Origin of the sequence: Pseudomonas pharyngis (assembly GCF_021602345.1) — a bacterium.
GTDB classification, from domain to species: Bacteria; Pseudomonadota; Gammaproteobacteria; order Pseudomonadales; family Pseudomonadaceae; genus Aquipseudomonas; species Aquipseudomonas pharyngis.
This window is the reverse complement of sequence record NZ_BQID01000005.1, coordinates 65931-87389: the sequence shown is the minus strand read 5'-3', so window position 1 is coordinate 87389 and position 21459 is coordinate 65931. Positions and strand designations below refer to the sequence as shown.

Below are 21459 nucleotides of genomic sequence, written 5' to 3'. Positions count from 1 at the left end.
TTGGATCAAGAATAGAGGAAGTAACTCATGGCTCGTGTAAAGCGTGGCGTCATTGCCCGTAAACGTCACAAAAAAATTCTGAAACTTGCTAAAGGCTACTACGGCGCACGCTCCCGCGTATTCCGTGTTGCCAAGCAAGCGGTAATCAAGGCAGGCCAATACGCCTACCGTGACCGTCGTCAGAAAAAACGTCAGTTCCGCGCTCTGTGGATCGCTCGTATCAACGCTGGTGCTCGTGTTAACGGTCTGTCTTACAGCCGTTTCATCGCTGGCCTGAAAAAAGCGTCCATCGAGATCGACCGTAAGGTTCTGGCTGATCTGGCAGTGAACGAAAAAGCGGCGTTTGCTGCGATTGTCGAGAAAGCTAAAGCCACCTTGGCTTAAGTACCCCCGACAGTCACCCGGCCTCACCTCTGTGGGGCCAGGTGTTAAACGTCATAAATAGGGGAAGAGCCTTCAAGCTCTTCCCCTATTTTGTATCTGGAGTCTGTACATGGAAAACCTGGATGCGCTGGTCTCTCAAGCACTAGAGGCTGTGCAAAGCGCTGAAGATATCAATGCCCTGGAGCAAATCCGGGTTCAATACCTTGGCAAAAAAGGTGAATTGACTCAGGTGATGAAGACCCTGGGGAATTTGCCGGCAGAAGAGCGTCCGCAGGTCGGCGCCCTGATCAACGTTGCCAAGGAACGTGTCACAGGCGTTCTCAATGCGCGCATGGCTTTGTTTGAGGAAGCCGAACTGGCTGCCAAACTGTCTGCCGAATCCATTGACGTGACCCTGCCGGGCCGCGGTCAGACCTCCGGTGGTCTGCATCCGGTAACCCGGACTCTGGAACGTATCGAACAGTTCTTCACCCATATCGGCTACGGCATCGCCGAAGGCCCTGAGGTCGAAGACGACTATCACAACTTCGAGGCGCTCAACATCCCAGGCCACCACCCGGCCCGGTCGATGCATGACACCTTCTATTTCAACGCCAACATGTTGCTGCGGACCCATACCTCGCCGGTACAGGTCCGCACCATGGAATCGAAAAAACCGCCGATCCGCATCGTCTGTCCAGGTCGTGTGTACCGCAGCGACTCCGATATCACCCACTCGCCGATGTTCCACCAGGTCGAAGGCCTGCTGGTCGATCGCGATATCAACTTCGCCGATCTCAAAGGCACGATTGAAGAGTTCCTGCGGGTGTTCTTCGAGAAAGAACTGGCCGTGCGTTTCCGTCCTTCGTACTTCCCGTTCACCGAGCCTTCCGCCGAAGTCGACATGGAGTGCGTGATGTGCAGCGGTAAAGGCTGCCGCGTCTGCAAGCAGACTGGCTGGCTGGAGGTGATGGGCTGCGGCATGGTTCACCCGAACGTGTTGCGCATGTCCGGGATCGATCCGGAAGAGTTCTCGGGCTTTGCCTTCGGCATGGGCGTTGAGCGTCTGGCCATGCTGCGTTACGGCGTGAACGACTTGCGTCTGTTCTTCGACAACGACTTGCGGTTCCTCGCGCAATTTCGCTAGTCGTAACGAATTCTTAGGAGAGCAGGATGAAATTCAGTGAACAATGGCTGCGTGGCTGGGTCAGCCCGCAGGTAGATCGCGACGCGCTGGTTGCCCGTCTGTCGATGGCCGGTCTTGAGGTCGATAGCGTTACGCCGGCCGCCGGTGTTTTCAGTGGCGTGGTGGTGGGCGAGGTGCTGAGCACCGAGCAGCATCCCGATGCCGACAAATTGCGCGTATGCCAGGTCAGCAATGGCGCGGAAACTTTCCAGGTCGTGTGCGGTGCGCCAAACGTGCGTCCGGGCCTGAAGATTCCGTTCGCGATGATCGGTGCCGAGCTGCCGGGCGACTTCAAGATCAAGAAGGCCAAGCTGCGCGGCGTCGAGTCCAACGGCATGCTGTGTTCGCAAGCCGAACTTCAGATCGGCGAAGGCAATGACGGTCTGATGGAGCTGCCGGCTGATGCGCCGGTGGGCGAAGATTTCCGTGTTTATCTGGACCTGGAAGACGCCAGCATCGAAGTCGATCTGACTCCGAACCGTGGCGACTGCCTGTCTCTGGCCGGTCTGGCTCGTGAAGTCGGCGCGCTGTACGACGCTCCGGTCACTCGCCCGGTGGTGATGACCGTTCCGGCGGTGCACGACGAAGTGCGCTCGGTAGAGGTCCTGGCACCTGCCGCGTGCCCGCGTTATCTGGGTCGTGTCATTCGCAACGTTGACCTGTCCAAGCCGACGCCGCTGTGGATGGTTGAGCGTCTGCGTCGCGCTGAAGTGCGCAGCATCGATGCCGCAGTCGACATCACCAACTACGTAATGCTCGAGCTGGGTCAGCCGCTGCACGCCTTCGATCTCGCCGAAATCAATGGCGGCATCCGGGTGCGCATGGCGGAAGAGGGTGAGAAGCTCGTGCTGCTCGACGGTCAGGAAGTCAGCCTGCGCAGCGATACGCTGGTGATCGCCGACCACACTCGCGCTCTGGCGATTGCCGGCGTGATGGGTGGCGAGCACAGCGGCGTATCCGCGACCACTCGCGACGTGTTCCTTGAGAGTGCGTTCTTCGACCAGATCGCGGTGGCGGGCAAGGCTCGTTCCTACGGTCTGCACACCGACGCTTCGCACCGCTACGAGCGTGGTGTTGACTGGCAACTGGCCCGTGAAGCCATGGAGCGCGCCACTGGCCTGCTGCTGGACATCACCGGTGGCGAAGCCGGCCCGATCATCGAGACCGTCAGCGAGCAGCACTTGCCGTCGATCGCGCCGATCACCCTGCGCGTGCAGCGCCTCACCCAGATGCTGGGCATGGAAATGGATTCGGCCGAAGTCGAGCGTCTGCTCAACGCTTTGGGTCTGAAAGTTTCCGCCGACGGAGCAGGTCAATGGCGCGTAGAAGTGCCAAGCCATCGCTTCGATATCAGTCTGGAAGTCGATCTGATCGAAGAGCTGGCACGTCTGTACGGTTACAACCGCCTGCCGGTTCGTTACCCGCAAGCTCGTCTGGCGCCACAGGCCAAGGCCGAAGCGCGCAGCGATCTGCCGGAACTGCGTCGTTTGCTGGTCGCTCGTGGTTACCAGGAAGCGATCACTTACAGTTTTATCGATCCGAAGCAGTTCGAGCTGTTCAACCCAGGCGTTGAGCCGCTGCTGTTGGCGAACCCGATCTCCAATGACATGGCTGCCATGCGTTCGTCGCTGTGGCCGGGTCTGGTCAAGGCGCTGCAGCACAACCTCAATCGTCAGCAGGATCGTGTCCGTCTGTTCGAGAGCGGTCTGCGCTTTGTCGGTCAGCTGGAAGGTCTGAAGCAAGAGCCGATGATCGCCGGTGTGGTATGCGGCAGCCGTCTGCCGGAAGGCTGGGCGCAAGGTCGCGATACCGTCGACTTCTTCGACGTCAAGGCTGACGTAGAAGCGCTGCTGGGTTTTGCCGGTGCGCTGGATCAGTTCACTTTTGCACCGGGCAAACACCCTGCGCTGCATCCGGGCCAGACTGCACGCATCGAGCGGGAAGGGCGTGAAGTCGGCTTTATCGGCGCGATTCACCCTGAGTTGTCGAAATCCCTGGGTCTCGACCGTCCGGTCTTCGTCTTCGAGCTGGTTCTGGCTGAAGTCGCTACGGGTAAAATGCCGAAATTCCACGAGTTGTCGCGCTTTCCTGAAGTTCGTCGTGACCTGGCACTGATTGCGCACAAAGACGTTGCAGCCTCGGCTGTACTGGACGTAATCCGTGAAAATGCAGGCGAATGGCTGACAGACCTCAGGCTATTTGACGTGTATCAGGGTAAAGGCATTGATCCTGATAGAAAAAGCCTCGCAGTCGGCTTGACCTGGCAGCATCCATCGCGCACTCTTAATGACGATGAGGTGAATTCGACGACGCAAAATATCCTCACCTCGCTCGAACAAAGGTTGAACGCCACGTTAAGGAAGTGACGTATGGGGGCTTTGACGAAAGCTGAGATGGCGGAACGTCTGTATGAAGAGCTGGGCCTGAACAAGCGGGAAGCCAAGGAATTGGTTGAACTGTTTTTCGAGGAAATCAGGCACGCTCTTGAAGACAACGAGCAGGTCAAATTGTCGGGTTTCGGCAATTTCGACCTTCGGGACAAACGCCAGCGGCCTGGCCGCAACCCGAAAACGGGGGAAGAAATCCCGATCACGGCTCGCCGTGTGGTCACCTTTCGTCCAGGGCAGAAGTTGAAGGCCCGAGTTGAGGCTTATGCTGGAACCAAGTCATAACGACGAACTACCCGTCATCCCGGGCAAACGCTACTTCACCATCGGTGAAGTCAGCGAGCTGTGTGCGGTAAAGCCACACGTGCTGCGCTATTGGGAGCAGGAGTTTCCTCAGCTCAACCCCGTCAAACGCCGCGGAAACCGCCGGTATTATCAGCGCCAGGACGTGCTGATGATCCGGCAGATCCGCGCGCTCCTTTACGATCAGGGGTTCACCATCGGCGGCGCACGTCTGCGTCTGTCCGGCGATGAAGCCAAAGACGACACCACCCAATACAAGCAAATGATCCGCCAGATGATCGCCGAGCTCGAAGATGTTCTGGTGGTTCTCAAGAAATAATTTCCTGCTTTTAAATACTTCCAGTTTTCAAAAGCTTGCGATATATTCTTGAGCGTTCTTCGAGATGGAGAACGAGTTTCACGCCTAGTCGGGGCGTAGCGCAGTCCGGTAGCGCACTAGCATGGGGTGCTAGGGGTCGAGTGTTCGAATCACTCCGTCCCGACCATTATTCCTGAGTAAAATCAGACACTTAAGCCGATCAGCTAGATCGGCTTTTTTGTGCGTGCGCAAAACCCGCGCAAAACTTGCGCAAAACTACCCGGTGATTTCGCTGATATTGAGGTCTGGAATTGCCTCCGACCAGACGATTTCGGCGTGGCCCTTCTGGTAGTTTTTGGTCATAGTTTCGCTGGCGTGGCCGGCGATCTTCTGACCGTCTTTTCCGGCCTTCTGGTACAGGTGCAGCGACAGTGCCCGCACTTCATGGAAGCCTGGCATTTCCTCTTCCTTCCATCCCTTGTAACAACCCGCCGCTTCCCGGGCCTCCTTGAAGGCTCGCGTCAAATATCGTTCTTCGACCTGCGTCCAGTGATCCTTCGTCTGCGCCTGCTTTTGCTTTTTGCGATCGGGCCGGCGGTGAATCAGGTAAGGCGAGACGATGTCATCCCGGCACCTGCTGATCACGGCCTGGAGTTCTTCGGTCACCTTGAACCGGATCCATGCTGCATCGCTGGCCTTGGCCGTCTTCTGCTGCACCACATACAGAAACCCTTCCCGAACCCCGTCAAATCGCATGTTGAGAATGTCGGTGCGACGCTGTGCGGTGATCAACGCCAGATCGATCGCGTTCTGCAGCCAGAACGGCGACTTTTCCCGAATGGCTTTCAGGCCTTCGACGGTGTGCCGCTTGCGCTGCTTCTTCTCAATTCGATTGATGGTGCTGGCCGCAGGGTTGTCTGGGCAAAGGCCTTTGGCCGCTGCGTGGTTGAAGATGTCGATCAGCAGGGCGCGGCACTGGTTGGCAGTGCGCGGCGTGAGGGCGTCCAGCATCTCGGCGATCATGCGGATCGTGATCTGGTCGACCGCTTTGCCTTCGAACTGTTTCCGGAAGCGCCGGAAGTGCACGGCGTAAAGGCCCAAGGTCCCTCTTGCCAGTTCCCGCGGCGGTAGTACGTCACGCTCGTATGTGTCCAGGAAGCCGGCGAACGATTCCGACGTGCTGCCCATCACAGCGCCGACCAGGTCAGCGCCGCGCATGAACTCCAGATTCAACTGCTTCGCGGCATCGATCGCTTTGACTCGGTCGGTGCCGAACTGGAACCACTTACCGTCGGTAGGCCGCCGGTAGCGATAGGTCGAGCGCCGCGAATCGAAGTACAGGTTCTGCGGGAGGCTCTTGTTCGCCTTGTTGCGCGGCCGTGGGACCATCATGCAGCTCCTTTCAATACCATCGCGACCAGATCATTGCCGTCTGACCGACTGAACGCTGCCCAATCAACGTACCAGAGTTTGCCGATTTGCTCGCCGGGCACTTGGCCGTTGCGGATGTAGTTGCGGATCGCTTGGGGGCAGGGTGGTGTACCGTTCTCACCCCAGCGCCGGCGCTGGAATTCACTGATCTTGATCAGCTCTTTTTTCATTGTGATGCTCCATGCCGCGCGTGGCGGCAGAAGGTGGTGATGGGTTATGCCGACCGGCGCCCGTTTTCCTTCTGGCGTTCCAAGTCGATCTGCTCATAGAGGGCATCGACTCTTTTGCTTTTTCGGTCGATGGCCCGAGACCGCTTGATGTGGTCTGACATGGCCTTGTCATAGGGCTCTATCAGTTTGATCAGCCTCAGCTTCTCTTCTGAATCCTTCGATTCGCTAAACCTGATAGCCAGTCGGTCGCGTTCTTTGAAATCCAGTCCGTCGAGTGCGCGGTTTTCCTTCTGCAGTTCCTCAAGCACCTCGGCTGACTGTCGCTCCCAGCGCAGATACAGCACATCGCTTCGTTTAGGGCGCGATAAGAAGTGATGGCTTTTGATCCACGCCACCAGATCCTCCTTGCTCATTTCATCGAGAATGTCTTTCACGGCTTGCTTGGCCATACGTGCATAGCTCCGCCCGCCGTACACCGGCAGGCTGTTGAGTAGGGGGAGGGGTTACTGCTGGATCAGTTCGGCGGGAACTTTGACCGTGGCGCCGAGCTTGGCGAAGACCACGGCGCGGAACACGGCGATGGTTCGGGTTTCGCCGGGCTGGCGGTTGAACGGATCGTTCGTCGCGTCGGCCAGCCACGGGTGCCGGTGACCGACATCGACCCAGACGCCGTACTTCGTGATCAGCTGCTCGGCGTCGGGCAGGGCGAAGAGGTCCATCTGACCGGCGGCCGGGTGCCGATCACCCTCGATCGCGTTGATTGCCCAGTCCAGCGCCGGGCCGGCCAGTTCCTCGGTGCGGACGCTGACCATTCGGTTCATGGCGCCGGCCGCTTCATGAAGGTGATCCAGTGCGTTTTCTCGCGCTTGCCGGACTTGTGGACAAACAACGGCTGCTCATCGGTCAGGGCAAGAATCTCGCTGACACGGATCTGGGTTTCGTTCCACTTGAAGATCAGGAACTGACCAGGCTTCAGCACTCGGAAACATTCGGCGAATCCTTGGCGAAGATCATCGCGCCAGTCATCCGTGAGGATTCCGTACTTCAACCGCAGCCAACTTTCACGGCCGGCCCGCACCAGGTGCGGTGGATCGAACACCACCATGCTGAAGCTGGCATCGGGGAACGGTAGGTTGCGGAAGTCCATGATCACGTCTGGCTCAACCTTCAACACCCGGCCATCACACAGCAGGTGCTCTTCGTCGCGGATGTCGCCGAACAGGGCGCGCTGGTCGCCCTTGTCGAACCACATCATTCGACTGGCACTGCACGGATCCAGAACTTGCGCATTCATCGCCACGGCCCCTTGTAGATGAGGTAGGCCATGTAGAGCGGCGCGAAGATCATGGCGTCACCTCAGTCAGTTGCCACATGGTGTTGTTCGTTCGCGAGTGATCGGATCGGACGAGTCCTTCTTTTTCCATTCGTTCGAGCTCCTTCCTGATGATTCGCGTCCCCAGCGCGCCGTGTTGGATATGGAATCGAAACCACCAGGTGCAGAACCAACCCCGAACGGCCATGTTCTGCTTTCGCATGTACGCGACGATGTCTTCACGCAGTTCTTTGCTCATCCGATCACCGCCTTTATGGTCAGGGCCAATGGAAGCCAGAAGAAGAGTAAGTTGCCGGCGACACAGGAAAGGATCATGGCGTCAGCCTCTGGCCGATCATCACATCGGCGACGATTTCCCAAAGCTGCGACGGTGACCACTGGTACCGGTCGAAGTCGGTGTCGGGCTGAACGCCGTAGGTGCAGGTCGAGTGGGCGCCTTGCGAGTATTCGCCGCGCTTCGCCATGATTGTGGCGACTCGACCATCGCCGCCCGGTTCTGTGCGGTGATAGTGGTATGCCCGAGTGTTGTAGTCGTTGCCGGCTTCCACGGTGATCACGCCATCCGGTATCAGGTGGGCGCGGCCATCTGGTGTCCACGGCCTACCGCCGCCCGGTGTGCGTGCACCCTCATGCAGATACAGCACGAATCCGCCATCGTCACAGCGCTCCAACTCAAAGCAGTGGTTGATCTGCTTGCCCACGATCACTCGCGAGGTGAAGTTAAAGCGGTGGTCATGGATTGCCGATTGCTTGAAGCAAGCGCGGCGGGGCAGCTCTGGATGCCAAACGTGCAGGCGTTGATTGCCCTGCAGCTGAACCTGCACGAACCCGAGGCCGTGCAGGGTGATTTTGTCGGTCATTACGTCGTCGATGATGCTCACGGCAATACTCGTCCTTGCCGCTATAGCGGCTGACTTTGAAGGGGGAGGGAGTTACTTCGGAATGTTGAGTTTCGCGGCGACAGCGTCGAGGCAGGCGTTCCAGATGTCGCGGGCGTCCCAGTACGAAACTCGGCCGGCACGACCGACTGAATCCAGAACAGCTTTGATGCTCTCGGGGCTGCCAAGGCGATCGGGCAGAATTACCACGACCGGCTCACGACTTCCGCTTTCCAACTCAGCGATTCGCGCTTGTAGCTGGGCGATGGTGGATAGGACTGCGTCGTAGTCGGCTTCCCTTACGCATCGAATATTCCGCGCTTCGTGGCACCAAAAACGCGATACACCGTCAGGCGCGGGGTTATTGCTCATGGCTCGTCGTACTCCATTGGAGGCGTGTGTACGATGCCGATCATGGAGAAGTCCGGTTCGGGGTTGCGTGCGGCGATCATTTTCGTGTGTTCGCGCAATTGATCCGATCGACGCGGGATGACCTTTTCGGTGGCGTCGCCGGTATGGTTCTGAAGTTCGGCCCGGGCTTGCCACGCTTCCCACATATTCTGCTGGCCTGGTGGGCCATAGTTCGGGTCGCGGATGCCGTTGTGCATATCCCTCGTTGGTTGACCGTTACTGTGCCTGGTAGCGAACCGGCGTCGATGCCAGGCTTCGAATGGCTCGCGCTCTGCCTCATTCGCCGGCGGTGGCGCTTCTCGGGCAGGCAATAGCTGTCGGATAGACCGCTGAAGCTCCGAAGGTAAACCCCTGTCGGCATTGGTCAGCACCTGCTCCAGCAGTGACTCGAAGTCATCCTTGCGTTGATCGACTGCATTCAAGAGCAACTGCAGGGCGTCACGCTCGGCGCGGAACTGATTGATCTCGTCCTGAGCCTGATCAACGACCTTTTGCGCTTCGTGCACGTCGATCCAGTTGCCCACGGCCTGGTCTTCGAACTTCTGCACCGACTTGCCCGATGGTGAAAGCAGGAAGGCGTAGCGGGGCAGCGCGTTCAGCTTGTCCCAGAATTCGAAACCTTCACGCGTTTGTATGTTGCGCATCATGCAATCTCCAATCAGTTATCCGAATTGGTGTAGGTGCGCCAAGGCACCTTCACGCCGTTTACGAGGAATCCCCAGTCACCGCGCCACTTGCTGGTGATGAAGAGAGTGAAGACGCCGCCGGGTGATACCTGGTCGATGCGGTGGTATTCGCCGTGGTTGAGGCGGGCGGTGTCGCCTGGCTGGCGCTCGATGTACTCGGTAGCCTGGAAGGCAGCGTCGAACGACTGGCGTAGCTCGGAGGCTTTCATCAGCAGCTGGTGAAGTACCGGATCATCTGGCTCAAGCAGTCGCTGCTCCGTGTACCAGCCGCGCAGGATGATGGTCCGAGCGTTCCACGGGTGATCATGCAAGTCCCGATCGGCGTCCTCGCGCAGGATGTGGTGGATCCGGAACGACCACGGGCACCACCAGAACCTCGCCTTGTGCGTCTCCCGGCTGTACGGGTTGAACAGCCACCAGCGGCCCATGTACATCTCGGTGCCGTCGGCGGACATGATGTGCTGGTACGGGGTGAGCTTGGCGCGGGCGATGAGCCAGTCGGAGATTGCCGGGCGGGCCAGGAGCTTGGCTACCAGACGCCAGATGAAGTTGATCATGCTGCCTCCTGCTGCGGCTGTTCTTGGCGCAGCGCCTGTTGCACCGCGAGGATGATTCGTTCGAGATACGCGTAATCGGGGTTGGGTTCAGTGGCATCGCTCGTCATGTGCCACCACTCGTCGCCGAACAGCTTGGTCATCAGCTCGCTGTGGACGGCGTGCAAATGTTCAATCGACGACGATTCGCGTAGATCCTCCGCCGAGTCGAACAACTCGCGAGCCTCATACGATGTGAGGTCAAAACGACGTCGCTCTTTCAGAACCAACCGCTGCGCTTCGTTGGCGAGAGCATCACCGCTGAATTGCCGAGAACGCAGTGACTGGTCGAAGTAACCGATGACGTAGCCGGTGCTCAGCTCGCAGAAGAACTGCGCAATTGTGTGGCCGTCCCACATGCCACCCCAGTAGGCGTGCCAGCTCTTGTCGTAGCAGCTGACCGTGATCTTGCCTCGTTTGGGCGCCAGGTCTTCGAGGAACACGTTGATCGGGTCGAGGCTCGGCGCGCCGGTGATCACCAGCTTCGTGACTGTGGAGCACTCAACCTTCAGCGGCTCTGCCGTTTTGTTTTCTGTGGGCATGGCAATGTCCTATACCGGGGCATGCCCGGGCGGTGGATAAGTGGAATTTCAGGCTTTTTATTGCTGTCGCTGGAGTCGTGACGGAATGATCCGGCCATCAACAACGCCGGAGCTCTTCCGTATGAAAAAACTGACTGACCTGATAAATCTGATAACCGCATTCGTTAGACTGATCGACGCGATCATCCGTACTGGCTGGGTTTGATCAGGCTGCGTGAGCTGGTGATGGCTGCCAGTCAGCGAAGCCAACTTTGGGCGCGCCGGTTTTGGGGTTGATGATCGGCTTGTTCTTCGCGTCGACCAGCACCGCCTTGGTCCGAATCTTCAGATCTCGGCAAACGAGACTTGCCCTGGCCATCTCCATGAACTGCTGGGCGTACTGGGGGGCGTCGAACATTGGTGAGAGGCGCACGCTCTTTTTGCTGGCCATGATCCTTTCGACCTCAGCCTCAACCGCCTCTTCCCACTCAGCAATCGTACGCTCGAGACGTTTACCGCCATCCATCTTGTGGGTGCTGGTGGTTTCCTTCGCTTCTTCGCGAGCCCAGCTTTCACTCATTCCAAACACGGCAAAAGTAGTCATTGGATCACTCCAGGTAGTCGAGGGCTTTTTGAAGAAGGATCTGCACCGACAGTTCTTCATGCTCGTCATGATTCATCGCGCGCCGGATCAGCTCGCAGGCCTCCTCAGCACTGTCACGCAGGTCGTCCAGCTCTTCAGATTCATCCTCGGCCTGGCTCTCAAGTCGGCGAATGTCTTCGCGAAGGCCTTCAAGCTCTGCGCTTGGGTCGATGCATTGCGCGGTAAGGCGCCGGGTAAGCTCAGCTGCGGCGGACGGTTCGAGCGCAGCGTAGTGCAGGCACTCTTCGTCGCTCAGGGCATTGGCAGGGATGCTCATGGGCAGTCCTCCAGGCATACGCCCGCCTCGCCGGCTGGCGTGATTCGTAGAAGTGGGGTATTTGTGTTCGGCCCGGCATGGAGCCGGATCAAGGAGATCTATATGAGCGAAAAAGACAAGCCGTTGGATGTGCTCGATAAGGCACTGAAAGCTCTGTCAACCGAAAAGGGCTTTGACTCCGTGCTTGCGCTACACCTGATCGATGAGGTCCTTTCCCTCGACGATTCTGAATTTCAAAACGAAACTGATTTGTCAATTTTCAACGAATTGAAAAGTTCGGCACCACAGTTAGCCAACCTCGCTTCGGGTTGGGCTGACTTTAGCTTGACGAGAGACAGGATCGCGACCTTACGAAGTCGAAGGGCCTTTCGATCCGATCATTAGTGGAGAGCAATTCGTTATTCGTCGTGGTTGATTCGCAGGGCTTCGCGGTCGTGAGCAAGTTTCAGTTTTCGCGACACGTTTTCGGGAATCACGTATTCGTGTCGCGGCGGGGTGAGCAGGGGAAGGGCGCCGCCCGGGCCGAGCCGGTGCAGGTGGTGAATCATCAGCGTGATCGCCTCACCCGGTTCCTCGATTCCGCTCCACGCCATCAGCTCAGCAAGTGCTTGGCGCGTAGCGGGCAGGGTGTGGAACCGAACCTCTATTTCGCCGCGGCTCTTCCTCTTCGCCGCGGCTTTCTCTGAGCGTTCCGCGTTGCTCTTGGCCATGGCCTACCTCTTCAATTCCGCTGGCCGGCAAGTCCAGCAAGGTCTGTCGGCGGCGGGTGGCCGCCCGGTTGGTGGTGCGTTTCATGAGTTGAACTTGAATCCGTTTTCGCTGGCGACGAGCGCAACCCGCTTGACGTGCATGTGCAGCGCTTTGGCAGTCTCGCTGATGGTCTTGCCGGCCTCTGCCATCTCCCGAACCTTCGGGGCGATCTTGTTGCGTTCGCGGCGCAGGCGATCGTGATGCGGAGTGGAGGCCAGCTTTGGGTCGCCGCTGACGCCGGTGGGGATTTGCTGAGCTTTGCCGCCGGAGCCGAAGAACTGATCCAGTTGCTCATTCAGATTCGCGACGATGCAGTCGCGTGGGTTGGGTTGCGGTACACCGATCATTGCTGACCTCCTGCTGACCGGTTGGCCTTTTCTTCGAACTGAATCGCCATGTCGAGCGCCGCTTTGTAGGTCCAGCGAAACGCCTTGGTCTTGCCGCTGAACAGGTCGATGACGTGGTACGCCTCACCGACTGCTTTCACCTGGAAGCGAACCTTCTTTGGAGGCATGACCTGGTCAACGCGATTGAAGAACTCGATCCGCGCGGCGTGGGTTTTCTGAAGCAGCACACCGAGTTCGTCGATGCGCTCTTGAAATGATGGATGCATGGCTGATCCCTCGGTGGTGGGGTTGCGTTCATTCGTCAGCACTCGGCGCCGCCTGCTGGTTGCCGTTGGGCGCAGGGGAGAGTGCTGACGGATAAGCGCCGGACAAAAGAAAGCCCGGTAGCACCCGGGCTTTCGTCTTCACGTAGACCTCCCTACGTGAAGGGGGTGAAAAGTGCCTCCGGTAGGAGGGCTTTGACTGAGGTTCACATGGCTGCCAATCCTCCGCGCTGAGTGGGTTGAGGCTGATTTATCGACGCACCCCGCGCCGTCGGTTCCTGACACCGAACGCCTGATGCAGGTGGGCGGTTATAAGCTGCAGTTTCGTCCGCATCCCGCTGCCCACTCGGCGAATGGGCAGAAGTGATGCCTACTGAACGACGCGAAGCTCGCTACGCAATACCCAGCTACCGGAGGACTTCACCATGCACCCCACGAACGGGGCGTATTTGGTTTCTCTGTCGGTCTGGTACCCGTAGTAGGAGCATCCGCCGCGATTTATGAGGCTGTTGATGAGCAGCCCCAGAGCGAGGATCACCACGAGGGTGATCAATGCCCGGCGTAGCCGCTTGTTCACGCCTCAATACCAAAGTCTTTCAGGCGCAGGCCCAGCTCATTGCCGATTTCGGCAAGCACTTTCAACTCTTCCGGGCTGATTTTGCCATCGCCTTCGGCCACGGTGAGCATATTGACGAACACTTCCTCGGCGTCCGCTGGGTTGTTCTTGATGTCACGGATCTCGCGCAGGATGTTCATGCGGCCGAGGCGGAAGCCGGCCTGCAATTGCTCAGTGAACAGGTTGACCGTGCTGGTGATTTCGGAGCCGAAGTGTTCCAGCGCTTTGTTGGCCCGGATTTGAATGTCGATCTGAGCAGCTTCGTTTTTGCTGATCTCGCCGTCGGATGCCGCCACCAACAGGCAGCCGCCAACGATGGCCTGCATCAGATCGCGATTTTCCAGTTTCTTGACTGCGCGCTTGGCGCCGAACAGCTTCTTACTGATACCGAACATGGGTGACTCCTCTGGGTTTTGGGTTACATCCCGATGCACCCTGTTGCGAAGGTGCAGCAGTGATGTTTTCAGGTTTTCAGGCCCGCCGTTGCCCTCGGTCGAAGAGGGGCCGAATTCGCTCTTCATCGAACCATTCAGCCTGGAGCAGCGTGTTGTTGTTCCTCGAGCATGGGGGCTGTAAACGATATTGATCGGGCCCGTTCAACTGCTGGGATCTGGCGGTGATGACGCCATAGAAGCCGGTGATCTTGTCCTCTGCCTTCTGTCCAAGCTCGATCATGATTTTTCCTTTGAGTGAGTTACGCCGCACGCTCGAGTGTTTCGGCGCGGCGAGTGATACGGATCTGGGCCATTCGAACGGTGGGTGGCCGGCGGTCGCGCCGAGCTGGTTCGACTGACTGGATATTGGCCATGGCGTTCATGGCCATCAGCGCGGCCAGGACGAAGCACATCGGCGAGATGATCTGGCGCCTCATGGCTTCCGCGACCAGCGCTGCACGGCGCGTAACGCCGAGTTTGAACATTGCGTTGGTGAGTCGCTTTGACACGGTGGCTGGCGATATGCCGGCCTCCCGGGCTATTTCCTTTGCGGTAAGGCCGAGGGCAACCCACAAAAGGAACTGAAGCTCTCGCGGAGCCAAGCCGCGTCCCAGGTGACCCTTCCATGCGCCGTTGACGATTTCGGATTCCATCGTTGTGACTCCCGGTTGATTTCCCGTCTGGCCCTGTCGCCAAGGCCAGCCAGTGAAATCTTCATTCCGGAATCCTTATTGGCTGATGGTCAATCAGCGTTATCGAGCCGCGATCAGTTACCGCAATCCTCGCCGTCAGGCCCGGATTGAAATCAGCAAGGCGGGGGTGTGCCTTGAAATCGACGACCTTCCCGGTGCGATTGCCCAGACCGAGATAAATCATGTCGCCTATCTGAATTTCGCTTCCGCGTTTCGTTGGCATCTCGTTTGCTCCGGTTGTTTTCCCAATGCACCCGGCCAACCAGGTGCATCAGTGAAAATTTCCGCGGCCCTTCGGCGCTACTGGCGCGGTACGGGCTCATTCAAATTGTTCGTCCGACCGCGACTCTGTCCGCCGGAAAACTCGATTTGGCGCTTTACGCTGCACGCCCGGGTCAGTTGCCAACCCTCTGAACCGTTGAGGCCGGTTCATCGCTGCCTTCCATCTGGCCGGTTGTTATCCGGCGATGAGCAAAATATAGGGCAGCCTTTATTTGCAGTCAACAGGTATGCCTTTATTTTTTTATTGAGGCAAAAAAAAGCCCGGCGTTTAGCCAGGCTTCGATCGTTTGGTGGGGCTATTTGGCCGCGGAATCTCCGACCTTTTCAACTTTTGAGAATTTGAAAAGGAAATCTGGTTCAGTCATTCGGCCTTTTTCGGTGAGATTTTTTGCCCTGCCGAGGCCTCCGGAAAACATAACCACGTTCCCTTCAGACATTTCTGAGATCTCGTCGTAAAGGGGAGTGCCGTTCTTGATCAGGGTGTTGGACCCAGTGTCTGAAAGGCTGTTATTCCATGTTCCAACAGTGACGTTGTCTGCCAAAACCTTGATTGTCAGAAAAGCGTCTCCGTCACCCGTAGTCCCCAGCTTTTCGATGGTTCCGTACCATCCTGAAATTTTGCGAGGGTCACCTTTAAGCTGAGAAAGGGCTTCTAACCGCTTTCTGGCGACGGTTGATTTTTTTAGGTCGTTGGGTGCGGCCTCGTATTGAGCCGAGTAGTCCTGGATTATCTCAACAAAATGCTTTTGGAAGTCGCTCACAGTAACGCTTTTTGTCTCGGCAAAAGCGGTAGTACTGGTTGCGAGCATAAGCAGTAGGCCTGCAATTTTTTTCATGCGCTTCATCCATGGTTGTTTGCTGTCAACGACTTCGCAGGTCGACACATTGCCGACCTGCTACCAAAGTGCCGACGACCAGAAAACACGGCCGAGAACGGCAATTTCTTTCTGTAGCATTTCTTGGGGGGTGTAGACCTCGTCCGGGTGCTCGTCGCGGTTGTAGCTCCGCATGCGAATGCCTCCCCCCGGTAAGCGATAAAGGGTTTTCACACGGAGCTGGCCGCCATGATCAAGCGCGTACATCTTTCCGTCAGTAATGGAAGTGTTCCCCCGATCAACACCAACGGTGCTGCCGTCAGGAAGAACAGGTTCCATGCTGTTGCCAGTAACAGTGACGCATACAGCCTCGGAAGGCTGTACACCTTGCCTTCGCAGGGTCAGTTTTCCAAAGCGCAGCTTCTGTTTCTGCGACTGTTGAACGGCAGTAATCCCTGCTCCAGCAGACAGCTCAACTTCCTTGAGAAAGGGCACATAGACCTCATCATCATCCAGCGGTGTCTCATCGTCCCACACATCAATCGGGCCGAGTAGCACTGCGTTTGATTCAATAGTCGAGGTTGCTTTTTCCTGTCGCGAGGCTGGCCCGCCTTCTGGTGAGCCGGTCCCCTCAGAAAGCCAAACCGGGTCGACGCCACAGATCTGGGCAAGTTTTATCAAATGTCCAGACGTGCGAGTCAGTCCACGCTCAATCTCTGAGATCGAGGCTTGTTTTATGCCGGCGCGCTCAGCGAGCTCAACTTGAGTTAGGCCTGCATTTTTGCGCGCTTGCTTCAATCGGTCTTTAAGTTCCATGCCCGCCAATTTATAGGCCAACCTTTAGAGTTGCAAAAAGGTATTCCTTTCCATACCATAAAGGCATCCCTTTATCTGGGCGGAGAATAAATGAATACCACTTTCAAAAAGCTCGTTGAGCATTTCGGTTCGCAGTCCGCAACTGCTGCCGCCCTTAACGTCAAGCAAGGGTCGGTCAGCGGCTGGGTCAGAGGCCTTCACGGCTGTTCCGCAGAAGTAGCGCTGCGGGCTGAGATCGTGACCGGAGGAAAGATTCTGGCCCGTGATTTGCGCCCGAGCTTGCCAGATCAGGCCGCCTGAAGGTTGAGCCAATTATCCGGGGATCGGCGGGTTATGACAGCACTCTTGGTATAGCTGTTGATTCATCCAGTACAAAACAGCAGACGAAAAAAAGCCGGGCGGCAACCCGGCTTCTTTAAAACGCACAACAACTTGAGGGGCCAGTATGAACACGAACTTCACCCCCGGCAATACCCCAATTCCTACGACACGTTTTTCGATTGACCAAAACGTGTCGCGACACATGTCGTCGCGTGAAATCGCCGAGCTGATCGGTAGCTCTCACGACAACGTGCTGAAAACCATCCGCGCGCTGGTTGCGAAGGGTGTCGTTTCTTCAAACGACACCCCCTACGTGCACCCGCAGAACGGCCAGGTCTATCGCGAGTTCCTGCTATCGCAGCGCGATACCCTCGTCGTCGTGTCTGGCTACAGCGTCGAGTTGCGCGCCCGGATCATTGATCGCTGGCAGGAGCTGGAAGCGCAGGCGGGCCAGTTCCAGATCCCGGCCACTTACGCCGAGGCGCTGCAGGCTGCTGCTGATCAGGCGAAGGACAACCAAACGCTGCGCCTGGTCATCCTCGATCAGGCGCCGAAGGTTGCGGCCATCAATCGTCTGGCAGCCGCTGGCGGTGCGATCTGCATCACCGACGCCGCGAAGCACTTGCAACTGAAGCCTTCGAGGTTGTTCGCCTGGATGCAGCAGAACCGGTGGATCTTCCGCCGTCAGGGCTCCGGTCGCTGGACGGCCTACCAGCCACGAATCACCTCGGGCCACATGGTCCACAAAGTCACCGCTCTCAAGCCTGACTCAGAAACCGGTGCGGATCGCGCCGCTTTCGATCCTCTCGTTACCCCAAAGGGCCTTGCCCGTTTGGCCGAACTGAATATCGGAGCCTCGAAGTGAGCGTTCAAGCAATGTCATGGGCGCTTGCGCTCCGTAAAGCCGACCTCGAAAACCCGGCGGCTCGTCACGTACTTCTGTGCCTGGCGAACTACGCCGGTAGCGATGGAAGAGGGGCGTTTCCCTCCGCCGCGACACTCTCTGAAGACACCGGCCTTTCCGAGCGCACAGTCCGCTTGAAGCTTGATGAACTGGAGAAGGCTGGCTTCATCACTGAAGGCAATCAGGCGATCGCCGCCGCGTACATCGACCGCCGTGACCGCAGGCCGGTGGTGTACGACCTCCAGATGAAGCGGGGTGCAAATGCTGCACCCCGTAAGGATCGGGGTGCAGATGACCGCACGGGGTGCAACTCACAGCAGAACGGGGTGCAGGAAAACGCAGAACGGGGTGCAGCAGCTGCACCCAATCCGTCACTGAACCATCAAGGAACCGAAGAGCAGCTGCAGCAGCGCGAGATTGATGCTGCTCTCGCCGAACAGAACAACGCCGCCATCGAATCGCAGGATGACCGGCAACGCTTCGCCATGTTCGCTACCTGGGTGCCAAACCAAAAGGCGCTGGCCGACCAGATCGCCATTGCCAGACTTCCAGCTGATGCGATTCCCGACGCCGCCGTACGGGCTTTCATGGGGTTCTTCGTTGCCAAGCCGGCCACCGTCGATACCTCGGCGGGCTGGTGCCACCGGCTGGTGCAGTGGGTGAAGCGTGAACGTGTGCAGGCAGCAGGCCGTGGCCAAGAGCCTGATTTCAACGACACCAGCTGGGGCGATGACCTGGGAGGTCTGTGATGAAGTCCGTTTCGAATGTGCTGCAAATGTTGCCCAACGTATCGTCGGCCGAGGTGGTGCCGGTGAAGGCTGACCCGGGAACTGTCCAGGTCATCAACGCCTTGTTTCGCGAGCTGATGGCAATTTTCCCGGCGTGGAAGCAGGCATGGCCTGACAAAGAGGCCACCAGCGCCGCTAAGGCCACATGGACCAAGGCGTTCATGGCCGAGAAAATCACGACGATCGAGCAGATTCGCTTCGGCATCGAGCAGTGCCGCAAGCTTGGCTCTGACTTCGCACCGAGCGTCGGCAAGTTCATCAATCTGTGCCAGCCAACCCCGGAAATGCTCGGCCTGCCGCCGCTCGAAACGGCGTTTCGCGAAGCGTGCCGAAATGTTCATCCGTCGATGGCCGGACAGGCGAACTGGTCGCACGACGCGATCTGGCACACGGCCAAGGAGTCGGGCTTCGAAAGCCTGAACCGTTTGGAAACCTCGCTGGCGCGCAAGCTGTTCGAGCGCAACTACGTGATCACTGTGCGCCGCTTGATCGATGGCCTACCGCTGCAAAAGATGCCGCTGGCATTGCCAGCCCGTGTTGATGGTCGCCGGACGCCTGAGGTCGGAAATAGGGCATTGGCCGAGCTGCGCGCCATGCGTTCGAGTGGGGTTCGTCATGCCTGATCGCCGCCTCGCTGTCCCTGAGATCGAAACCTACCGCTGGGCTGTGTTCTGTTGCTCGTTCAAGGTCGACCTGAGCTCGCCACCTGATCACGCACTGGCGCTGTTCGCCGATTCGGCCATGGCCAAGCGCTACGGCGCGTGGATGTGGCCGGGCACCTTCGAAGTGGTCGACGTCGTCACGGGGAAACCGGTATGCGAGTGAGTTCGAAGAAGCTGCGCAACTCGGCTCGTGGCCAGGACTGCACCGTCCGTATGCCGGGCACCTGCAATCACAACCCGGAAACCACGGTCCTCGCGCATCTGCCATGCGGGCAAAAAGGCATGGGCATGAAGGGCTTCGACACCGTCGCGGTGTACGCCTGCAGCGCCTGTCACGACGTCATCGACGGCCGCGCCGCCGGCGAGGTCGATTGGTCCGACATGCCGCGCGCCATCGCCGAAACACACGAAGGCTTGATCCGGGCCGGAATTCTCACTGTGAAGGGGGTCGCATGATCGCTTATCTGGAAAGCATTCTGGTGCAGCTGTACATCGGCGGCATGCTCGTCGCGTCCGGTGGCTGCCTGTGGGGCATTCGCCGGCTCGCTCGCCGTGCACGCATCGTTCGGGGTAAGCGCGGATGAAGCCATTCACACCAAGGCTGTTCAAGCAGAAAGCGGCCCGGGCGCCACAAGTTGACCGGGAAGGGCAGGAGCAGGCTGCGCTGATGCGTGAGCTTGAGCTGCGCTACCCGGTCGTGTTTGATCTGATCTACCACGTCCCGAACGGCGGGCACCGGGTAAAGGCTGTCGCGGCCAAACTCAAAGCCCAGGGAGTGAAGGCCGGAATTCCCGACTTGGTGCTGAGCATGGCGCGCGGCGGTTACTTCGGCCTGTACATCGAGTTCAAGGCCACACCGCCGAACGACGCCGCTGTTTCAGCCAGCCAGCAAGAGCGCCTGCGCAAACTGAACGAGCAGGGTTATCTGGCCATCGTCTGCCGTGGGAACTTCGACGCGATGGAGCAGATTCGGGCCTACCTTCGGCTCGCTCCCACAGTGGTGGCCGCATGAGCCAGAGCCTGCTGACCACATTTTCAGACGCCGAGATCCGCCGGCAATCAGCTAACACCGATATCCGTGACATGCGCGACGCGCGGTTCCCGGGCGTTTACTTCCGCTTCCACAAGAACCGCGAGCGCGGTACCTGGTACCTGGTGTCCGGCAAGGAATGGGAAAAGATCGCCCGATTCCCTGATCTGCCGGTGAAGGGGTTGATCAACGCGCTGCCGAAGATTCGCGAACGCCTGGCCGCCGATCCAAAAGCCTCGGCATCGGCCGGCACGCTGCAGACCGTTGGCCAGTTGCTGGACTGGTTCGCCGCCCGGCAGGCCGTTGACCGCAGCCTTTCGGATAAGCGCCGCTCCACCAACACTTCGATCATCAGCCTTCACCTGAAGCCGCGCCTCGGCGAACTGTTGGTGGACGATCTCGACCGGTTCACCCTGGACAAGCAACTGATGTGGCCGATGCAGGCCGAGTTCTCGCTGTCCTACGTCCGGCTTGTGTGGGGCGTGCTGGTGGTGGCCATGCGGCAGGCCGAGAAACTGCGCCTGATCAACACCAACCCGATCGCCGGCTTCAAGTTCACCGACTTCACCAAGGCCAGGATCCTGCCAAAACCATCGCGCCTGCGCGCCGTGCAGCTCGAGGACGTGATCGAACAGCTTGCCGATGGCTTCGAGCGGGCACCGCAGGACTGCATGCTGGCTCTGATGATGCTCTGCCACGGTACGCGGGTCGGTGAAACCCGGATGGCTCGGTGGGCGCACCTGACCTTGGGTGAGCAGGGCGAGTGGTTCATCCCGGCCGAGAACACGAAGACCCGTTGCGAGCATCGGTTGCCACTGACGCGGCAGGTCTGCGCGCTGCTGGAACGATACAGGGACTGGCAGGCAGGGAAGGGCTACAAGGGCTCGTTCGTGTTCCCAGCACGGTTGGGTGGGTGCCTGAGTGATGGCCAGGCCTGCGCCGTGTTCACCCGGTTGGGCAAGGGTGAGTGGACCAGCCACGACCTGCGCAAGGTGGCCCGGACCGGCTGGACTGACCTCGGTGTGGACTTCCTCATCGGCGAGATGCTGGTGAACCACACGATGACCCGCAACGTGCAGACCTATATCCACACATCCGCCGAATTGCTCAAGCGCGAAGCTCTGAACAAGTGGCACGAATGGTTAGACGGGAAGGGTTTCAGCCTGATTCACCGATTGACCATGACTAGAAACGGAAATTCGCAGAATGCCGCCAAGGCCTTGAATGGCGCGGCTTCTAGCCAAATCACGAAACAATAA

At 58.5% G+C, this 21459-nt stretch carries 37 protein-coding genes and 1 tRNA gene; 16 read left to right on the top strand and 22 right to left on the bottom strand.

Annotation, left to right across the window (positions count from 1 at the left end):
• Positions 1-27: 27 nt before the first annotated feature.
• The 6 genes from rplT to L6D74_RS12395 all read left to right on the top strand — a co-directional run bounded on the left by rplT (position 28) and on the right by L6D74_RS12395 (position 4724).
• Positions 28-384, top strand: coding sequence for a 50S ribosomal protein L20 (rplT, locus tag L6D74_RS12420; protein ID WP_002553161.1), 357 nt, complete (start codon positions 28-30; stop codon positions 382-384).
• A gap of 109 nt (positions 385-493) precedes the next feature.
• A complete protein-coding gene (gene pheS / locus L6D74_RS12415) occupies positions 494-1510 on the top strand; it encodes a phenylalanine--tRNA ligase subunit alpha (RefSeq protein WP_011333387.1) in 1017 nt (338 codons plus the stop codon).
• 26 nt (positions 1511-1536) lie between these two features.
• Entirely contained in the window at positions 1537-3915 is a 2379-nt protein-coding gene (pheT, locus tag L6D74_RS12410; RefSeq protein ID WP_236189362.1) for a phenylalanine--tRNA ligase subunit beta, read from the top strand.
• 3 nt (positions 3916-3918) lie between these two features.
• Positions 3919-4221 (top strand): integration host factor subunit alpha, encoded by a 303-nt coding sequence (gene ihfA / locus L6D74_RS12405; RefSeq protein ID WP_002553164.1) that lies wholly within the window; start codon positions 3919-3921, stop codon positions 4219-4221.
• Positions 4202-4558, top strand: coding sequence for a MerR family transcriptional regulator (locus L6D74_RS12400; protein ID WP_003179985.1), 357 nt, complete (start codon positions 4202-4204; stop codon positions 4556-4558). The genes ihfA and L6D74_RS12400 overlap by 20 nt, the downstream gene beginning before the upstream one ends.
• A gap of 89 nt (positions 4559-4647) precedes the next feature.
• Positions 4648-4724, top strand: a tRNA-Pro gene (locus L6D74_RS12395).
• 89 nt (positions 4725-4813) lie between these two features.
• On the opposite strand, the gene L6D74_RS12390 is transcribed toward L6D74_RS12395, so the two are convergent.
• The 13 genes from L6D74_RS12390 to L6D74_RS12330 form a co-directional block, all read right to left on the bottom strand.
• Positions 4814-5926, bottom strand: a complete 1113-nt coding sequence (locus tag L6D74_RS12390; RefSeq protein WP_236189529.1) for a tyrosine-type recombinase/integrase — start codon at positions 5924-5926, stop codon at positions 4814-4816.
• Positions 5926-6138, bottom strand: a complete 213-nt coding sequence (locus L6D74_RS12385) for a hypothetical protein (protein WP_236189361.1) — start codon at positions 6136-6138, stop codon at positions 5926-5928. Before L6D74_RS12385 ends, L6D74_RS12390 begins: the two co-directional genes overlap by 1 nt.
• Before the next feature lie 44 nt (positions 6139-6182).
• Entirely contained in the window at positions 6183-6587 is a 405-nt protein-coding gene (locus L6D74_RS12380) for a hypothetical protein (protein WP_236189360.1), read from the bottom strand.
• Between the two features lie 54 nt (positions 6588-6641).
• Positions 6642-6959, bottom strand: a complete 318-nt coding sequence (locus tag L6D74_RS12375; RefSeq protein WP_236189359.1) for a hypothetical protein — start codon at positions 6957-6959, stop codon at positions 6642-6644.
• Complete coding sequence (locus L6D74_RS12370) at positions 6956-7432, bottom strand: TRM11 family methyltransferase (protein WP_236189357.1); 477 nt, start codon at positions 7430-7432, stop codon at positions 6956-6958. Before L6D74_RS12370 ends, L6D74_RS12375 begins: the two co-directional genes overlap by 4 nt.
• Before the next feature lie 49 nt (positions 7433-7481).
• Positions 7482-7709 (bottom strand): hypothetical protein, encoded by a 228-nt coding sequence (locus L6D74_RS12365; RefSeq protein ID WP_236189355.1) that lies wholly within the window; start codon positions 7707-7709, stop codon positions 7482-7484.
• Positions 7710-7782: 73 nt separating this feature from the next.
• Positions 7783-8331 (bottom strand): hypothetical protein, encoded by a 549-nt coding sequence (locus tag L6D74_RS12360; RefSeq protein ID WP_236189528.1) that lies wholly within the window; start codon positions 8329-8331, stop codon positions 7783-7785.
• A gap of 72 nt (positions 8332-8403) precedes the next feature.
• The gene (locus L6D74_RS12355; protein WP_236189353.1) at positions 8404-8721 is read right to left on the bottom strand and encodes a hypothetical protein; all 318 of its coding nucleotides are present in this window, start codon (positions 8719-8721) and stop codon (positions 8404-8406) included.
• Entirely contained in the window at positions 8718-9407 is a 690-nt protein-coding gene (locus L6D74_RS12350) for a hypothetical protein (protein ID WP_236189351.1), read from the bottom strand. Before L6D74_RS12350 ends, L6D74_RS12355 begins: the two co-directional genes overlap by 4 nt.
• 11 nt (positions 9408-9418) lie before the next feature.
• Positions 9419-10003, bottom strand: a complete 585-nt coding sequence (locus tag L6D74_RS12345) for a hypothetical protein (RefSeq protein ID WP_236189350.1) — start codon at positions 10001-10003, stop codon at positions 9419-9421.
• Positions 10000-10581 carry a phiTE_072 family protein gene (locus L6D74_RS12340; RefSeq protein ID WP_236189349.1) on the bottom strand — a complete coding sequence of 194 codons (582 nt, stop codon included), beginning with the start codon at positions 10579-10581 and terminating at the stop codon, positions 10000-10002. Before L6D74_RS12340 ends, L6D74_RS12345 begins: the two co-directional genes overlap by 4 nt.
• 205 nt (positions 10582-10786) lie before the next feature.
• On the bottom strand, positions 10787-11164 hold the full coding sequence (locus tag L6D74_RS12335; protein WP_236189348.1) for a hypothetical protein: 378 nt from the start codon (positions 11162-11164) through the stop codon (positions 10787-10789).
• Between the two features lie 4 nt (positions 11165-11168).
• Positions 11169-11480 carry a hypothetical protein gene (locus L6D74_RS12330; RefSeq protein WP_236189347.1) on the bottom strand — a complete coding sequence of 104 codons (312 nt, stop codon included), beginning with the start codon at positions 11478-11480 and terminating at the stop codon, positions 11169-11171.
• Positions 11481-11582: 102 nt separating this feature from the next.
• Between L6D74_RS12330 and L6D74_RS12325 the strand changes: the two genes are divergently transcribed.
• A complete protein-coding gene (locus tag L6D74_RS12325) occupies positions 11583-11864 on the top strand; it encodes a hypothetical protein (RefSeq protein WP_236189346.1) in 282 nt (93 codons plus the stop codon).
• 14 nt (positions 11865-11878) lie between these two features.
• Here the strand turns inward: L6D74_RS12325 and L6D74_RS12320 are convergent, their stop codons facing one another.
• The 9 genes from L6D74_RS12320 to L6D74_RS12280 all read right to left on the bottom strand — a co-directional run bounded on the left by L6D74_RS12320 (position 11879) and on the right by L6D74_RS12280 (position 16495).
• Complete coding sequence (locus L6D74_RS12320; RefSeq protein WP_236189345.1) at positions 11879-12190, bottom strand: hypothetical protein; 312 nt, start codon at positions 12188-12190, stop codon at positions 11879-11881.
• A gap of 81 nt (positions 12191-12271) precedes the next feature.
• Complete coding sequence (locus L6D74_RS12315) at positions 12272-12577, bottom strand: hypothetical protein (RefSeq protein ID WP_236189344.1); 306 nt, start codon at positions 12575-12577, stop codon at positions 12272-12274.
• Positions 12574-12843 (bottom strand): hypothetical protein, encoded by a 270-nt coding sequence (locus tag L6D74_RS12310; RefSeq protein ID WP_236189343.1) that lies wholly within the window; start codon positions 12841-12843, stop codon positions 12574-12576. The genes L6D74_RS12315 and L6D74_RS12310 overlap by 4 nt, the downstream gene beginning before the upstream one ends.
• A gap of 570 nt (positions 12844-13413) precedes the next feature.
• The gene (locus L6D74_RS12305) at positions 13414-13977 is read right to left on the bottom strand and encodes a tellurite resistance TerB family protein (RefSeq protein ID WP_236189342.1); all 564 of its coding nucleotides are present in this window, start codon (positions 13975-13977) and stop codon (positions 13414-13416) included.
• Positions 13928-14131, bottom strand: coding sequence for a hypothetical protein (locus L6D74_RS12300; protein WP_236189341.1), 204 nt, complete (start codon positions 14129-14131; stop codon positions 13928-13930). Before L6D74_RS12300 ends, L6D74_RS12305 begins: the two co-directional genes overlap by 50 nt.
• 19 nt (positions 14132-14150) lie before the next feature.
• Positions 14151-14543, bottom strand: a complete 393-nt coding sequence (locus L6D74_RS12295; RefSeq protein WP_236189340.1) for a response regulator transcription factor — start codon at positions 14541-14543, stop codon at positions 14151-14153.
• A 61-nt stretch (positions 14544-14604) separates the two neighbouring features.
• Positions 14605-14805 (bottom strand): hypothetical protein, encoded by a 201-nt coding sequence (locus tag L6D74_RS12290; RefSeq protein ID WP_236189339.1) that lies wholly within the window; start codon positions 14803-14805, stop codon positions 14605-14607.
• Positions 14806-15160: 355 nt separating this feature from the next.
• Positions 15161-15700 carry a hypothetical protein gene (locus L6D74_RS12285; protein WP_236189338.1) on the bottom strand — a complete coding sequence of 180 codons (540 nt, stop codon included), beginning with the start codon at positions 15698-15700 and terminating at the stop codon, positions 15161-15163.
• A 60-nt stretch (positions 15701-15760) separates the two neighbouring features.
• Positions 15761-16495, bottom strand: coding sequence for an XRE family transcriptional regulator (locus tag L6D74_RS12280; RefSeq protein ID WP_236189337.1), 735 nt, complete (start codon positions 16493-16495; stop codon positions 15761-15763).
• 90 nt (positions 16496-16585) lie between these two features.
• Between L6D74_RS12280 and L6D74_RS12275 the strand changes: the two genes are divergently transcribed.
• The 9 genes from L6D74_RS12275 (at position 16586) to L6D74_RS12240 (ending at position 21459) form a co-directional block, all read left to right on the top strand.
• Positions 16586-16795, top strand: coding sequence for a transcriptional regulator (locus L6D74_RS12275; RefSeq protein ID WP_236189336.1), 210 nt, complete (start codon positions 16586-16588; stop codon positions 16793-16795).
• Positions 16796-17018: 223 nt separating this feature from the next.
• The gene (locus tag L6D74_RS12270; protein ID WP_236189526.1) at positions 17019-17681 is read left to right on the top strand and encodes a phage antirepressor KilAC domain-containing protein; all 663 of its coding nucleotides are present in this window, start codon (positions 17019-17021) and stop codon (positions 17679-17681) included.
• An 11-nt stretch (positions 17682-17692) separates the two neighbouring features.
• Entirely contained in the window at positions 17693-18469 is a 777-nt protein-coding gene (locus tag L6D74_RS12265; protein ID WP_236189524.1) for a helix-turn-helix domain-containing protein, read from the top strand.
• Positions 18469-19131 (top strand): replication protein P, encoded by a 663-nt coding sequence (locus L6D74_RS12260; RefSeq protein ID WP_236189335.1) that lies wholly within the window; start codon positions 18469-18471, stop codon positions 19129-19131. Before L6D74_RS12265 ends, L6D74_RS12260 begins: the two co-directional genes overlap by 1 nt.
• Positions 19124-19333 (top strand): hypothetical protein, encoded by a 210-nt coding sequence (locus tag L6D74_RS12255; RefSeq protein WP_236189334.1) that lies wholly within the window; start codon positions 19124-19126, stop codon positions 19331-19333. The genes L6D74_RS12260 and L6D74_RS12255 overlap by 8 nt, the downstream gene beginning before the upstream one ends.
• Complete coding sequence (locus L6D74_RS12250; RefSeq protein WP_236189332.1) at positions 19324-19626, top strand: nuclease domain-containing protein; 303 nt, start codon at positions 19324-19326, stop codon at positions 19624-19626. The genes L6D74_RS12255 and L6D74_RS12250 overlap by 10 nt, the downstream gene beginning before the upstream one ends.
• The gene (locus tag L6D74_RS29980) at positions 19623-19754 is read left to right on the top strand and encodes a hypothetical protein (protein WP_276574948.1); all 132 of its coding nucleotides are present in this window, start codon (positions 19623-19625) and stop codon (positions 19752-19754) included. The genes L6D74_RS12250 and L6D74_RS29980 overlap by 4 nt, the downstream gene beginning before the upstream one ends.
• Complete coding sequence (locus L6D74_RS12245) at positions 19751-20182, top strand: VRR-NUC domain-containing protein (RefSeq protein ID WP_236189330.1); 432 nt, start codon at positions 19751-19753, stop codon at positions 20180-20182. The genes L6D74_RS29980 and L6D74_RS12245 overlap by 4 nt, the downstream gene beginning before the upstream one ends.
• Complete coding sequence (locus L6D74_RS12240) at positions 20179-21459, top strand: tyrosine-type recombinase/integrase (RefSeq protein WP_236189329.1); 1281 nt, start codon at positions 20179-20181, stop codon at positions 21457-21459. The genes L6D74_RS12245 and L6D74_RS12240 overlap by 4 nt, the downstream gene beginning before the upstream one ends.

Excerpts from the sequence above, each read along its gene's own strand:
- L6D74_RS12360 (WP_236189528.1), bottom strand. The coding sequence starts at position 8,331 with ATGACCGACAAAATCACCCTGCACGGCCTCGGGTTCGTGCAGGTTCAG.
- L6D74_RS12370 (WP_236189357.1), bottom strand. The coding sequence starts at position 7,432 with ATGAATGCGCAAGTTCTGGATCCGTGCAGTGCCAGTCGAATGATGTGG.
- L6D74_RS12350 (WP_236189351.1), bottom strand. The coding sequence starts at position 9,407 with ATGATGCGCAACATACAAACGCGTGAAGGTTTCGAATTCTGGGACAAG.
- L6D74_RS12310 (WP_236189343.1), bottom strand. The coding sequence starts at position 12,843 with ATGCATCCATCATTTCAAGAGCGCATCGACGAACTCGGTGTGCTGCTT.
- L6D74_RS12355 (WP_236189353.1), bottom strand. The coding sequence starts at position 8,721 with ATGAGCAATAACCCCGCGCCTGACGGTGTATCGCGTTTTTGGTGCCAC.
- L6D74_RS12265 (WP_236189524.1), top strand. The coding sequence starts at position 17,693 with ATGTCATGGGCGCTTGCGCTCCGTAAAGCCGACCTCGAAAACCCGGCG.
- L6D74_RS12320 (WP_236189345.1), bottom strand. The coding sequence starts at position 12,190 with ATGGCCAAGAGCAACGCGGAACGCTCAGAGAAAGCCGCGGCGAAGAGG.
- L6D74_RS12335 (WP_236189348.1), bottom strand. The coding sequence starts at position 11,164 with ATGACTACTTTTGCCGTGTTTGGAATGAGTGAAAGCTGGGCTCGCGAA.
- L6D74_RS12315 (WP_236189344.1), bottom strand. The coding sequence starts at position 12,577 with ATGATCGGTGTACCGCAACCCAACCCACGCGACTGCATCGTCGCGAAT.
- L6D74_RS12325 (WP_236189346.1), top strand. The coding sequence starts at position 11,583 with ATGAGCGAAAAAGACAAGCCGTTGGATGTGCTCGATAAGGCACTGAAA.
- L6D74_RS12245 (WP_236189330.1), top strand. The coding sequence starts at position 19,751 with ATGAAGCCATTCACACCAAGGCTGTTCAAGCAGAAAGCGGCCCGGGCG.
- L6D74_RS12385 (WP_236189361.1), bottom strand. The coding sequence starts at position 6,138 with ATGAAAAAAGAGCTGATCAAGATCAGTGAATTCCAGCGCCGGCGCTGG.
- L6D74_RS12365 (WP_236189355.1), bottom strand. The coding sequence starts at position 7,709 with ATGAGCAAAGAACTGCGTGAAGACATCGTCGCGTACATGCGAAAGCAG.
- L6D74_RS12345 (WP_236189350.1), bottom strand. The coding sequence starts at position 10,003 with ATGATCAACTTCATCTGGCGTCTGGTAGCCAAGCTCCTGGCCCGCCCG.
- L6D74_RS12240 (WP_236189329.1), top strand. The coding sequence starts at position 20,179 with ATGAGCCAGAGCCTGCTGACCACATTTTCAGACGCCGAGATCCGCCGG.
- L6D74_RS12340 (WP_236189349.1), bottom strand. The coding sequence starts at position 10,581 with ATGCCCACAGAAAACAAAACGGCAGAGCCGCTGAAGGTTGAGTGCTCC.
- L6D74_RS12255 (WP_236189334.1), top strand. The coding sequence starts at position 19,124 with ATGCCTGATCGCCGCCTCGCTGTCCCTGAGATCGAAACCTACCGCTGG.
- L6D74_RS12285 (WP_236189338.1), bottom strand. The coding sequence starts at position 15,700 with ATGAAAAAAATTGCAGGCCTACTGCTTATGCTCGCAACCAGTACTACC.
- L6D74_RS12330 (WP_236189347.1), bottom strand. The coding sequence starts at position 11,480 with ATGAGCATCCCTGCCAATGCCCTGAGCGACGAAGAGTGCCTGCACTAC.
- L6D74_RS12375 (WP_236189359.1), bottom strand. The coding sequence starts at position 6,959 with ATGAACCGAATGGTCAGCGTCCGCACCGAGGAACTGGCCGGCCCGGCG.
- L6D74_RS12250 (WP_236189332.1), top strand. The coding sequence starts at position 19,324 with ATGCGAGTGAGTTCGAAGAAGCTGCGCAACTCGGCTCGTGGCCAGGAC.
- L6D74_RS12380 (WP_236189360.1), bottom strand. The coding sequence starts at position 6,587 with ATGGCCAAGCAAGCCGTGAAAGACATTCTCGATGAAATGAGCAAGGAG.
- L6D74_RS12305 (WP_236189342.1), bottom strand. The coding sequence starts at position 13,977 with ATGAAGAGCGAATTCGGCCCCTCTTCGACCGAGGGCAACGGCGGGCCT.
- L6D74_RS12270 (WP_236189526.1), top strand. The coding sequence starts at position 17,019 with ATGTCGTCGCGTGAAATCGCCGAGCTGATCGGTAGCTCTCACGACAAC.
- L6D74_RS12295 (WP_236189340.1), bottom strand. The coding sequence starts at position 14,543 with ATGGAATCCGAAATCGTCAACGGCGCATGGAAGGGTCACCTGGGACGC.
- L6D74_RS12275 (WP_236189336.1), top strand. The coding sequence starts at position 16,586 with ATGAATACCACTTTCAAAAAGCTCGTTGAGCATTTCGGTTCGCAGTCC.
- rplT (WP_002553161.1), top strand. The coding sequence starts at position 28 with ATGGCTCGTGTAAAGCGTGGCGTCATTGCCCGTAAACGTCACAAAAAA.
- L6D74_RS12400 (WP_003179985.1), top strand. The coding sequence starts at position 4,202 with ATGCTGGAACCAAGTCATAACGACGAACTACCCGTCATCCCGGGCAAA.
- L6D74_RS12280 (WP_236189337.1), bottom strand. The coding sequence starts at position 16,495 with ATGGAACTTAAAGACCGATTGAAGCAAGCGCGCAAAAATGCAGGCCTA.
- ihfA (WP_002553164.1), top strand. The coding sequence starts at position 3,919 with ATGGGGGCTTTGACGAAAGCTGAGATGGCGGAACGTCTGTATGAAGAG.
- L6D74_RS12390 (WP_236189529.1), bottom strand. The coding sequence starts at position 5,926 with ATGGTCCCACGGCCGCGCAACAAGGCGAACAAGAGCCTCCCGCAGAAC.
- L6D74_RS29980 (WP_276574948.1), top strand. The coding sequence starts at position 19,623 with ATGATCGCTTATCTGGAAAGCATTCTGGTGCAGCTGTACATCGGCGGC.
- L6D74_RS12300 (WP_236189341.1), bottom strand. The coding sequence starts at position 14,131 with ATGATCGAGCTTGGACAGAAGGCAGAGGACAAGATCACCGGCTTCTAT.
- L6D74_RS12260 (WP_236189335.1), top strand. The coding sequence starts at position 18,469 with ATGAAGTCCGTTTCGAATGTGCTGCAAATGTTGCCCAACGTATCGTCG.
- pheT (WP_236189362.1), top strand. The coding sequence starts at position 1,537 with ATGAAATTCAGTGAACAATGGCTGCGTGGCTGGGTCAGCCCGCAGGTA.
- L6D74_RS12290 (WP_236189339.1), bottom strand. The coding sequence starts at position 14,805 with ATGCCAACGAAACGCGGAAGCGAAATTCAGATAGGCGACATGATTTAT.
- pheS (WP_011333387.1), top strand. The coding sequence starts at position 494 with ATGGAAAACCTGGATGCGCTGGTCTCTCAAGCACTAGAGGCTGTGCAA.